The organism is Autumnicola aciditolerans (genome assembly GCF_041679265.1).
Lineage (GTDB): Bacteria > Bacteroidota > Bacteroidia > Flavobacteriales > Flavobacteriaceae > Autumnicola.
Window position 1 is genome coordinate 59503 of the sequence record NZ_JBGFSM010000013.1, and the last position, 11979, is coordinate 71481.

The 11979-nt window shown below is 40.6% G+C and carries 9 protein-coding genes; 5 read left to right on the plus strand and 4 right to left on the minus strand.

The window, feature by feature from the left end; all coding sequences use genetic code 11:
* Positions 1-106: 106 nt before the first annotated feature.
* Entirely contained in the window at positions 107-430 is a 324-nt protein-coding gene (locus AB8M93_RS14045) for a YbaB/EbfC family nucleoid-associated protein (protein ID WP_311535646.1), read from the minus strand.
* A 127-nt stretch (positions 431-557) separates the two neighbouring features.
* Here AB8M93_RS14045 and AB8M93_RS14050 point away from each other — a divergent pair, with 127 nt between their 5' ends.
* From AB8M93_RS14050 to capB, 3 genes are all read left to right on the plus strand, one after another.
* On the plus strand, positions 558-2618 hold the full coding sequence (locus AB8M93_RS14050) for a S9 family peptidase (RefSeq protein WP_373058757.1): 2061 nt from the start codon (positions 558-560) through the stop codon (positions 2616-2618).
* 108 nt (positions 2619-2726) lie between these two features.
* Positions 2727-3767, plus strand: a complete 1041-nt coding sequence (capA, locus tag AB8M93_RS14055; RefSeq protein WP_373058759.1) for a cysteate synthase — start codon at positions 2727-2729, stop codon at positions 3765-3767.
* 140 nt (positions 3768-3907) lie between these two features.
* The gene (gene capB, locus AB8M93_RS14060; RefSeq protein WP_373058761.1) at positions 3908-5173 is read left to right on the plus strand and encodes a cysteate-C-fatty acyltransferase; all 1266 of its coding nucleotides are present in this window, start codon (positions 3908-3910) and stop codon (positions 5171-5173) included.
* A 90-nt stretch (positions 5174-5263) separates the two neighbouring features.
* On the opposite strand, the gene AB8M93_RS14065 is transcribed toward capB, so the two are convergent.
* The 3 genes from AB8M93_RS14065 to AB8M93_RS14075 form a co-directional block, all read right to left on the minus strand.
* Positions 5264-5962 (minus strand): potassium channel family protein, encoded by a 699-nt coding sequence (locus tag AB8M93_RS14065; protein WP_373058763.1) that lies wholly within the window; start codon positions 5960-5962, stop codon positions 5264-5266.
* A 96-nt stretch (positions 5963-6058) separates the two neighbouring features.
* A complete protein-coding gene (locus AB8M93_RS14070; RefSeq protein WP_373058904.1) occupies positions 6059-7759 on the minus strand; it encodes a TrkH family potassium uptake protein in 1701 nt (566 codons plus the stop codon).
* Between the two features lie 321 nt (positions 7760-8080).
* Positions 8081-9040, minus strand: coding sequence for a transporter (locus tag AB8M93_RS14075; RefSeq protein ID WP_373058765.1), 960 nt, complete (start codon positions 9038-9040; stop codon positions 8081-8083).
* Positions 9041-9146: 106 nt separating this feature from the next.
* On the opposite strand from AB8M93_RS14075, the gene AB8M93_RS14080 reads away from it, so the two are divergent.
* Positions 9147-9419: a DUF4834 family protein gene (locus tag AB8M93_RS14080; RefSeq protein WP_373058767.1), complete on the plus strand. Its 273-nt coding sequence runs from the start codon at positions 9147-9149 to the stop codon at positions 9417-9419.
* Between the two features lie 130 nt (positions 9420-9549).
* Positions 9550-11976: a YfhO family protein gene (locus AB8M93_RS14085; RefSeq protein ID WP_373058769.1), complete on the plus strand. Its 2427-nt coding sequence runs from the start codon at positions 9550-9552 to the stop codon at positions 11974-11976.
* The last annotated feature ends 3 nt before the right edge of the window (positions 11977-11979 follow it).

An 11979-nucleotide genomic window follows, 5' to 3' on the forward strand; every position in this document is an offset into this window, starting at 1 on the left:
CCTACAGCCTACAGCCTACAGCCTACAGCCTACAGCCTACAGCCTACAGCCTACAGCCTACAGCCTACAGCCTACAGCCTACAGTCTACAGTCTACAGTCTACAGTCTATTTGAACATATCCATTCCTGGAATATCTGGCATTCCTTCTTTGGCAACAGCGCCAAGTTCTGCTTCATTAACTTCTGAAGCGCGGGAAATGGCTTTATTCAGCGTAAGCACTAAATAATCTTCAAGTTGTTCTTTATCTTCAAGCAATTCATCGGCAATAGAAATATTTTTGATTTCCCTGGTAGCGGTAATGGTTATTTTCAGCAGTCCGTCACTGGATTCTTCATCAATAAGCACTGTTTTTAGCCTTTCCTTGGTTGCTTCAACTTTTTCCTGGGTTTCTTTAATTTTATTCATCATACCCATCATATCTCCAAACATAGTCTTCTTTTTTTGGTTACGTTCAAATTTACCAAAAATACCCATTGAAAAGGGCAAGTTATCAGTATAATATCTGTTTTTTTCTTTGGATGTTTTACATTTGCCAATGCTCAAAAACCGAATACATTTGAAAACAGATATTTTGCCTCCAAAGGCAAGGAAAATTCCGAAGAAACTTGAAATTCACGGGGACGTGAGAATAGATAATTATTACTGGATGAACAACAGGGAAAATCCTGAAGTGATTGATTATCTGGAGCAGGAGAACGGTTATAATGAAAAAATGACTGCTCATACCAAAGCTTTTCAGGAAAAACTTTTTGAAGAAATGAGGGGCAGGATAAAGGAAGATGATGAGTCTGTTCCCTATAAGCTTAATGGCTACTGGTACCTTACCAGGTTTGAGACCGGCAAGGATTATCCAGTATATTCCAGGAAGCAGGAAAGCCTGGACGCCCCGGAGGAAATTTTATTCAATGTAAACGAAATGGCCCGGGGATTTGATTACTACCGGCTGGGAGGACTAAATGTGAGTCCTGACAATACGATGTGCGCTTTTGCCACAGATACTGTAAGCCGTAGGAAATATACCATCAGGATTAAAAACTTACAAACCGGGGAATTCTATCCTGAAGCCATAGAAAATACTACCGGTAGCTCTACCTGGGCTAATGATAACAGATCTCTTTATTATACCAAGAAAGACGAGCAAACGCTAAGGTCTTTTCAAATCTACAAACACATCCTGGGCACCGATCCTGCTGAAGATGAACTGGTATTTCAGGAGAATGATGATACCTACAATACGTATGTGTATAAATCTAAGTCCAGAAAGTACATAATTATTGGTTCCAGCAGTACCCTTACCACCGAATATCGTATTCTTGAAGCCGATAACCCCGACGGGGAATTCCGCATTTTTCAGCCGCGTGTAAAAGGACTGGAGTATAGTATTTCTCATTTTGAAGATCACTTTTATATTCTTACAAATAAGGATAAAGCTGTTAATTTTAAATTGATGAAGACCCCGGTGGATCATACCGGGATGGAACACTGGAAAGATGAAATCCCGCATCGTAAGGATTATCTTTTGGAAGATATTGATATTTTTAGGGATTTTCTGGTAGTAAGTGAAAGGCATAATGGTCTTAATAAAATTAGGATCATTCGCTGGGATCAAAAGGAAGATTTTTATATTCCTTTTGATAATGAAACCTATACGGCATATACTTCCATAAATTCGGCTTTTAACACTACCACGCTGCGCTATACCTATAACTCGCTTACCACGCCAACTTCTGTGGTAGACTTTGATATGGAAACTAAGGAAAAAACTGTGTTGAAGGAACAGGAGGTTCTTGGGGGCGAATTCAACAAGAATAACTATAGCTCAGAGCGCATATGGGCCACTGCTGAAGATGGCACTAAAATTCCTGTTACTATGGTTTATAGAAAAGGTATTAATCGTAACGGGAAAAACCCGCTGCTGCAATATGCCTACGGCTCTTACGGATCTACCATAGATCCTTATTTTTCTTCAGTAAGGCTAAGCCTGCTGGATCGTGGTTTTATTTATGCCATCGCGCATATTCGCGGGGGCGAATATTTGGGAAGAGGCTGGTACGAAGATGGAAAGCTGTACAATAAAAGGAATACTTTTACCGATTATATAGATGTGTCTAAGCATCTTATTAAAGAATGTTACACCTCTCCGGAACATCTTTACGCCATGGGTGGTTCTGCCGGGGGATTATTGATGGGAGCTGTAATAAATATGGCGCCGCAGCTTTATAATGGCGTTATTGCCGCGGTTCCCTTTGTAGATGTGGTAACCACCATGTTAGATGACAGTATTCCTTTAACCACGGGAGAATATGATGAATGGGGGAACCCTAATAACCCGGGGTACTATGAATACATGAAATCATATTCTCCTTATGACAATGTGAAGGCTCAGGAATATCCCAATATGCTGGTCACCACCGGATTGCACGATTCCCAGGTACAATACTGGGAGCCGGCAAAATGGGTGGCCAAATTGAGGGAATTAAAAACAGACAATAATTTGCTGCTGCTGCATACCAATATGGATGCCGGGCATGGAGGCGCATCAGGAAGGTTTGAAGCGCTAAAGGAAGTAGCCGAAGAATATGTCTTTTTACTGGATTTGGAAGGAATTAAAGAATAATTAAAAATTTTGCCTTAACTTTGAAAAGTTTTAAAAGACCTTGTTTCTCTGCCTTTAGTGGGGATTTGATGTTTTTTAAAACCTTTTTCTGTAACATAAATGGGTTTTATGAAAGAAGAGTTGAAAGTGTATGAAAATGTATTACAACTTATTGGGAATACACCCCTTATTCAATTAAATAAAATAACCAAAAGCTTTAAAGGTACATTCTATGCTAAAGTAGAAGCCTTTAATCCCGGCCACTCCGCAAAAGACCGTATCGCTTTATATATAATTGAAGAAGCTGAAAGAAAGGGAATTTTAAAGCCGGGAAGCACCATCGTAGAAACCACTTCCGGCAATACCGGTTTTAGTATTGCCATGGTAAGTGTTATAAAAGGTTACGAGTGCATCCTTGCCGTTAGTTCCAAAGCTTCAAAAGATAAAATAGATATGCTCAAGACCATGGGAGCAAAAGTTTATGTTTGCCCCGCGCACGTTGCGGCAGACGATCCCCGGTCTTACTATCAGGTGGCAAAAAGGATACATTCTGAAACTAAAAATTCGGTTTACATTAACCAGTACTTCAATGAGCTTAATATGGATGCGCATTATCGCAGTACCGGGCCTGAAATATGGAAGCAAACGGAAGGAAAAATTACTCACCTTATCGCCTGCAGCGGGACGGGAGGAACTATTTCCGGTACGGCCAGGTATTTAAAAGAGCAAAACCCTGAAGTAAAAATTATAGGAATAGATGCTTATGGTTCAGTATTGAAAAAATTCCATGAGACCCGGGAGTTTGATTCTGAAGAAATCTATCCTTACCGGATAGAAGGCTTAGGGAAGAATCTTATCCCCACCGCTACCGATTTTGATGCCATCGATAAGTTTGTAAAAGTTACCGATGAGGAGAGTGCCCATACTGCCCGGGAGCTGGCAAAAACCGAAGGCCTTTTTCTGGGATATACCAGTGGTGCAGCCATGCAGGGAATAAAACAACTTGCCGAAGAAGGGGAATTTGATGAAAACAGCAAAGTGGTGACTATTTTCCCAGATCATGGCTCCCGTTATATGAGCAAAGTTTACAGTGATGACTGGATGAATGACCAGGGCTTTTTTGATACTAAAAACGAAGTTGCCGCGCAACAAATTGAGTTTATAAAATAGATTTGCAGGTCACATCCTATAAATTCCCTTAAAAGCATCCTCAAATGGATGCTTTTCTTTTTAGCTGCTACAGCAGTAAAATAACTTTGGGCAATTCTGCCGATTTTGAGTACTTTTGTGGCTCGTATAAAAAAGAATCAATGAAGGATTTATTTGATAAAATATACAAAGATAAAGGCCCGCTGGGAAAATGGGCAGAACAGGCTGAAGGATATTTTGTTTTTCCTAAACTTGAAGGAGAAATTTCTAACAGGATGAAATTCAGGGGAAAAGAAGTAATTACCTGGAGTATCAATGATTATCTGGGACTTGCGAATCACCCGGAGGTTCGTAAAATAGATGCTGAAGCCGCAAAACAATACGGTTCTGCTTATCCAATGGGAGCCAGGATGATGAGCGGCCATACAGATCTTCATGAAAGGTTGCAGGACGAGTTAGCTGCTTTTGTACATAAACAGGCTGCTTATCTTCTTAATTTTGGGTACCAGGGAATGGTTTCCACCATAGATGCGCTGGTATCAAAATCTGATGTTATTGTGTATGATGTAGATGCCCACGCCTGTATTATAGATGGGGTAAGGCTTCACCTGGGCCAGCGCTTTACCTATAAGCACAACGATATGGAGAGTATCGAAAAAAACCTGCAGCGCGCTACAAAGATCGCCGAACAAACCGGAGGCGGAATTTTATTAATTTCTGAAGGTGTATTTGGAATGCGCGGGGAGCAGGGAAAGCTTAAGGAAATTGTTGAGCTGAAGAAAAAATACAACTTCCGGCTGTTTGTTGATGATGCCCATGGTTTTGGAACACTTGGTAAAACCGGTGCCGGGGCAGGAGAGGAGCAGGGCGTTCAGGATGAAATAGATGTCTATTTTGCCACTTTTGCCAAATCCCTGGCAAGTACAGGTGCATTTATTGCCGGCGATAAGGAGATAATGGATTACCTGAAGTATAACCTGCGTTCCCAAATGTTCGCTAAATCCCTGCAAATGCAGCTTGTGGTTGGAGCTTTAAAACGTCTTGAAATGTTGCGTACCATGCCAGAGCTTAAAGAGAAACTTTGGGAGAATGTAAATGCGCTTCAAAACGGTCTTAAAGAGCGCGGATTTGATATTGGAACCACTCAAAGCTGTGTGACTCCTGTTTATCTTAAAGGAAGTATTCCTGAAGCCATGGCCCTGGTGAAGGACCTTAGGGAAAATCACGGTGTCTTCTGTTCTATAGTGGTGTATCCTGTTATTCCTAAAGGCCTTATTTTACTACGGATGATTCCTACCGCTTCGCATACCTTAAAAGATGTTGAAGAAACCCTGGATGCTTTTTCTGCCATTAGGGAAAGGCTGGAAAACGGAACTTACAAAAGACTTTCTGCTGCTGTATCTGCAGCTATGGCTGAAAAACCTTAGATAAAAGTTGGTTTTCACAAATAAATAAAAAGGTTCGGCAATTTGCTGAACCTTTTTGTTTATAAAGCTATGCCCGGTGATGGTTTGGGTTTACCTGAATTTATTTTGATCTTTAATCAGCTTTTTAACATCTTTATTATGGCCGTAGATTACCATAATATCTCCTTCATTAAGAACCGTTTTAGCTGAAGCCACTCCCTGAACGCTCTGAATTTCTTTCATGGATCCAAGCTGATTTTCTTCAGTTAAAAGCTTTATTGTAGTGAGTACAATTACATTGTAATTTCTCCTGAGTCCTATTTCTTCCAGGCTTTTTCCATCATATTCTTTAGGAACAGTGGTTTCTACAATGCTGAAATCTTTATTTACTTCAAAAGAATCCACTACGCCGTGTAAATTGAGCTTTTTCGCCCATCTGTCTGCAGTTTCTTCTTCAGGATGTATAATCTCATCTACACCCATTGCTTCCAAAACGGTTTGCTGTAATGGCGAAACCGCCCGGCTGATAAGCCTTTTTACCTTCAGCTGCTTCATTAGCGCAGTAGCCATAATATTGGCTCCCTTGTCTTCTCCAATGCCAACAACAATAGCATCTGCATCTTTGTAGGGAAGATTGGATACCGCTCCAACCTCTGTAGCATCGAGGTTTATTGCGTGGGTAATGTGATCTTTAATCGCCTCTACCCGGCTCAACTTCAAATCTACACCTATTACCTCATTACCCATTCCCGTAAGTTTTTCAGCTAAAGAAGCACCAAAATTTCCGAGTCCTATTACTATGTATTTCATGTTTATAATTTTATAGGGCTGCTCTTCACGATTTTAAATCCAAATTCTTGAAAGTGAGCCACCTTGATAATCAATAATTTCAGGTTGTTGTTTTTTCTAGTTTATTAAAATTTCTTCTGTGGGATACTTATAATTTAAATGTTTTACCCTTCGCATAATTGAAATAAGGATAGTAAGCATACTCACCCGGCCAATAAACATGGTGGCAATAATAACCAGTTTTGAAGCGGCACTTAATTTAGCGGTAATTCCCACACTTAGCCCCACCGTACTGTATGCTGAAAAACATTCAAAGGCAATGCTTAATAAACTTTTATCACTGTCAAACGAAGCGATAAGAAATACTGCAATCCCAATCACCATTAGCGAAAGCGCAATGATGGCAAAAGCGCGCCTTATAGATAACGCAGATACTTCTCTGCGATAAACTTCTACGCGGTCTTTGCCTTTCGCAATGCTTAAAAAGTTTAAAGTGGCAATGGCAAATGTGCTGGTTTTTATACCACCTCCCGTGGAGGCTGGAGAAGCTCCAATCCACATGAGCAATAAAATAATCATTAAAGTAGCAAAGTTTAGTGCCGACATGTCTACGGAATTAAAACCTGCCGTTCTTGGCGTGGCTGCCGTAAAAAACGAAGTCACAATTTTACCAAACCAGGAATGTTCCTGTAGCGTATTATTATATTCAAAATAATAGAACAGGCCTGTACCGGCCACCGTTAAAAAAAACGAGGTAAAAAGAACAATGCGGGTATTCAGGTTTAGGATCCAGGGGGAATACACTACATTCTCCTTGCGAAAGAGGTTTAGGATCCTGTTGCGAAAATTATGCTTCAGATATTTATAAAGATTAAAAAGAATAGGGAATCCTATTCCGCCTAAAATAAACAGGGCCGCTATAATGAGCTGCATGGGATAATTAAACCTGAATTCAGGTTCATAAAGGCTGTTTTTAAGGGTAGAAAATCCGGCGTTACAAAACCCCGAAACTGTGTGGAACACCGCAAAGAAAATACGCTGCCCTATAGAAGATATAGTGGCTTTATCTATGGTAAAATAGATAAATATCGCCCCAAAGAATTCAATTAAAAAGGTGAGCGCAACAATTTTTTTAAGTACACTGAAAACATCCCCAATTTTTTCTGAATTGGTAATATCCTTCAACATTAGCTGATTCTCATAAGAACTTTTTCCCCTAAAAAAGTAACTGAAATAACTGGCAAAGGTCATAATTCCCAATCCACCAAGCTGGATTAAAATAAGAATAATGGTCTGGCCAAATTGGGTAAAATAAGTGCCGGTATCCACCACAATCAATCCTGTGACACAAACCGCGCTGGTGGCGGTAAAAAGCGCATCTACGAGGGAAATCCCTTCATGCGTGGCTTTGGGCAACATTAGCAAAATAGTACCCACCATAATAATTAACAGGAAACTCATGATGAACAATTGAGCCGGGTTAAGATATTCTCTTTTAAAGCCTATTTGTATTTCAGAGAATTCCCGAATAAAATATATGGATAAGGCCAGGTAAACCCATCCCATTTTATTCAGAAAAGACAAAAACGGCATCATTTCCAGCACGCCATCAATCTGTATAAAAATAAGGAGAACAAAAAGGCTGATGATAACCGCATCAAAAACTTTAACCTTAAGTTCCAGTTTGTAGCTGCTTATTATGTATCGTGTAATAATTGAAGCAGTACCTACAAAAAGGGCGGCAAAATAGTAAAATTTCAGGGCCTGGTCCATAGTTTTACTATGGCTGAAGCCAAGGTCTGTAATCAGGAAAAACATCGCCAGGAAGCTAAGCCAGAAAGAAAGTTTTTGTAAAATTTTGGGCAAAGCATTCTTTGCCGGCGAAGAGGGCTGGAACTTTGAAAATTTCAATTATATAAAATTTTATAGGTTACCGTACCGTGAACATGATTCAACATAGTGCGAAAAATCGAAAAGAGAAAAGGGAAGTTCCAATTTTCTCTCTCAAAATGAGGCTGCAAAAGTAATATAATGGAGCTACAAAAAGGCAATAGAACAGAAAGATTTTAGCTACATCAGGGAAGTATTAACCTACAACGTTTTCTCCGGATTATTAGATTTAATAGAAGCAATTTTCGGCTAATTATCATCTTCTTCAAACTGGTAGCCACTGTCTTTGCTGCGTTGCTTTCTTTTATCTCTAGGTCCATCGTAGGAATCCTCCAGCACTTCGTCCTGATCATGAAAATCCAGGCGGTAGGAAAAACCGCCAGCAATTTGCCACCGCTGTGGCGTATCTTTAAAGTTTACCAGCCCGGAGATATCTATCTGAAGATCATCCAGGAGAAGATATGCCGCGCCTCCCCTAAGGATATCATCAGCATAGATATCGCTTATGTATCCCTGGTATTCTCCAAAAACAGCAAATTTCTGGGTCACCGCATGGGTAACTGTAACGATAGCTCCATAAGAAGGGAATTCTTCGGTAAATTTATCTGCGATAAAATTCATAACCAAAACCCATCTTCCCCAGTTGTTTTGAGTGATAATGGCTGCTTTGGGGCTAAATTTGGCTTCGCCTTCATATAAATATGGATTATCCCCGAAAGAAAAATTAGCGCCTCCGTAAACAGAAATTGCAGGAATAAGCGTTTTCCATTTAAACCGCTGGTTGGCTTTCCAGCTGTAGAGATTAGGTTTATCTTCTTCAGCATTTTTATAGGGATCAAAAACGAGGTATTTGGCGCCTATAGTATTTGTCCTGAAGTTACTTCTTTTAAATTCCTCGTCGGTATTGCCAATTTTTATAGTCGTGGTTTCTGACTGGAAGGAGCCAAAGAGGTTTAGTTCAAGATTTTCTGTTAATAAACCATACCTAAGGCCGTAACTGGCTCCAAGAATATCAGTTTCTTCGCGGTAAATGGCATGATCGTCATTACCAAAATAAGGCCCGGCTTCCAGTTGCAAAACTCCACGGCCAACGGCATATCCTCCCTGGGATTCGCCGGGACGGTTGGAATTTATGGTTTCGGTATATTGCGCCCTTAGGTTAAAAGTTATCAGGCTGAGTAAGCTGAGGCAGGCAAGGATTTTCCGCATAATTGCTGTGTTAGGTCTTTCAAAGATAGGAGAATTTATTATTTTTTTATGGCACGAAAAATGAGAATTCTGTACACATCTTTTTATTTTTGCAAAAATGTTTAGCATGTACGAAGCATCATTTTCCGGAATACTTAGAACGATATTAATCATAATGTTGGTGTATTTTGGATTGAAAATATTATTCCGCTTTTTTGGGCCATTAATTCTGAAATATTTCATGAAGAAAATGGGGAAGAAGTTTCAGGACCAGTTTAGTCAGTTTCAACAACCACAACAGGAGAAGGAAGGGAAGGTGAGCATAGATAAGAAACCGCGCAGAGGCAGGAAATCTCACAAAAACGTTGGGGAGTATATCGATTACGAAGAAATTGATTAATTTCGAACCATCATCTAAGCGCCGTCTTGGTCACTATTAATTTAGACAAAGGCCCTGAATATTTAAAACCTGGCCGCAAATTCTGAAGATCATGTTTTTCAGGATATGTTTCAACCTTAAAATTTGATTGATGGTCAATTTAAAAAGATTTCTTCCTCACCTGCTTGTCCTGGCGGGATTTGTAATTATTGCCTTAGCATATTTTAATCCTGTACTGCAGGGAAAAGAAATTTTTCAGAGCGATATTGTGCAATATATCGGGATGTCTAAGGAACAATCCGATTTCAGGGAACAAACCGGGGAAGAACCTTACTGGACAGATGCCGCTTTTGGCGGGATGCCCACTTACCAGTTAGGCGCACATTACCCGCATAACTACATTAAAAAATTAGATGCGGTGCTAAGGTTTTTACCCCGGCCGGCAGATTACCTGTTTCTCTATTTTATAGGATTTTACATTTTACTTTTATGTTTAAAGCTGGATTGTAAACTCGCTTTTCTGGGAGCTTTGGCTTTTGGTTTCTCCACTTATTTTATTATTATTTTAGGCGTTGGCCATAATGCCAAAGCGCATGCTATTGCCTATATGCCGGCGGTTTTAGGCGGAATTGTTCTAATTTTCAGGTCCAGGTATATTCTTGGGTTTATCCTGCTTGCCCTGGCCATGGCGCTGGAAATTGGCGCCAACCATTTCCAGATGACGTATTATCTGCTGCTACTCGTGGTATGCCTTGGAATTGCTTATTTTATTGATGCCTTCCGTAAAAAGATGCTCCCGCATTATTTTAAATCTATAGGAATTATGGTGGTGGCCGTTGTTTTGGCGGTAGGGGCCAATGCAACCAATCTACTTGCTACACAGGAATATACTGCTTTTAGTACCCGCGGAGATACCGGTCTCACCATTAATCCTGATGGGTCACGTAAAACCTCTTCAGGCCTGGATTTTGATTATATCACCAGCTACAGTTATGGGATCCCGGAAACTCTTAACCTTTTTATTCCCCGTTTTATGGGAGGTTCCAGCCAGGAAAATGTAGGCAAAGATTCTGAAGTTTACAACGCCTTGTTAAAGCTGGGCGCTTCTCCCACCCAGGCCGCTAATTTTGCTGAAAACGCCCCGGCTTATTGGGGAGACCAGCCTTTTGTAGGCGCTCCGGCGTATGTTGGCGCAAGTGTGCTATTCCTGTTTATTTTCGCTTTGTTCCTTATAAGAGGGCGTTTAAAATGGTGGATCGCGGGAGCAAGTATCCTGGCGCTTTTACTCTCCTGGGGAAGTAATTTCGCTGCCTTTTCAGAATTTTTCATCAATTATGTACCGCTGTACAATAAATTCAGGGCGGTGACTTCCATACAGGTTATCATTGAACTCTGTGTTCCTGTTTTGGCAGTTTTCGGACTTTGGAAATTATTCAGCGAAGTTGAAAAGGAAGAAGCCAAAACCGAAGCGCTAAAATGGGCAACTATACTCACCGGTGGTTTATGTGTCCTGTTTTTATTGATGAAGTCTGTGTTCTTTGATTTTAGCGGAAGCGGGGATTCAGCTTTAATTCAGCAGCTAGGGATTGATTTTGTAAGGGCTCTAAAAGAAGACCGGAAATCGCTTCTGGTTTCAGATACCCTGCGCAGCCTCTTGTTCGTGATCCTTTCCGCAGGAATAGTCGTGCTTTATCTTAAAAAGAAAATTTCAGATAAAATTGTGGTTGCCGGGTTTGCTGTCCTTTTTCTGGTTGATCTGGTAGGAGTGGATCGCCGGTATGTGAATAATGAAGATTTTGTACAGGCAAGGCAGATGGAACAGCCTTTTCAAAAAACCGAGGCCGACAGGCAAATTCTCCAGGATACTTCCCGCTACCGTGTTTTCGATCTTTCCGGCAACACTTTTAGCAGCAGCCGTGCTTCTTATTTTCATAATTCCATAGGCGGTTATCATGGTGCTAAACCGGGAAGGATGCAGGATTTATTCGATTTTTATGTTTCCCGGAACAATATGAAAATATTAAATATGCTGAATATTAAATATTTTATTGTTCCCACAGAGCAGGGGGGAGTGCAGGCGCAACAGAACCCTGATGCTTTTGGAAACGCCTGGTATGTAGAGAATGTAAAATGGGTAAATTCTGCCAATGAAGAAATTCTGGCACTTAAAGAAGCAGACCTTCAGAATACTGCGGTTATCAACAATAAATTTAAAGAAGTTTTAGGTGAAAATGTTGGCTTTAATGCCGATGCTGAAATTAACCTGGTAAGCGAACAGCCAAATGAGCTGGTTTATCGTACTTCTTCTGAAACAGAGCAGCTGGCGGTTTTTTCTGAAAGTTATTATCAGCCGGGATGGCAGGCCTATATAGATGGAAAGGAAGTGCCGCATGTACAGGCAGATTATGTATTAAGGGCGATGAATATTCCTGCGGGAGATCACACCATAACTTTTAAATTTGAACCTGAAGTTATTCAAACCGGGAGCAACATTGCCCTGGCCAGTTCTGTGATTTTAGGTTTGGTAATGTTGGGCGGAATTTTTTACGGTTTCCGCAGAAAAAACGAAGAAGGCTAGTGG

Coding starts and splice junctions, on each gene's coding strand:
- AB8M93_RS14045 (WP_311535646.1), bottom strand. CDS start 430: ATGTTTGGAGATATGATGGGTATGATGAATAAAATTAAAGAAACCCAG.
- capA (WP_373058759.1), top strand. CDS start 2,727: ATGAAAGAAGAGTTGAAAGTGTATGAAAATGTATTACAACTTATTGGG.
- capB (WP_373058761.1), top strand. CDS start 3,908: ATGAAGGATTTATTTGATAAAATATACAAAGATAAAGGCCCGCTGGGA.
- AB8M93_RS14065 (WP_373058763.1), bottom strand. CDS start 5,962: ATGAAATACATAGTAATAGGACTCGGAAATTTTGGTGCTTCTTTAGCT.
- AB8M93_RS14070 (WP_373058904.1), bottom strand. CDS start 7,759: ATGTTTTTCCTGATTACAGACCTTGGCTTCAGCCATAGTAAAACTATG.
- AB8M93_RS14075 (WP_373058765.1), bottom strand. CDS start 9,040: ATGCGGAAAATCCTTGCCTGCCTCAGCTTACTCAGCCTGATAACTTTT.
- AB8M93_RS14080 (WP_373058767.1), top strand. CDS start 9,147: ATGTACGAAGCATCATTTTCCGGAATACTTAGAACGATATTAATCATA.
- AB8M93_RS14085 (WP_373058769.1), top strand. CDS start 9,550: ATGGTCAATTTAAAAAGATTTCTTCCTCACCTGCTTGTCCTGGCGGGA.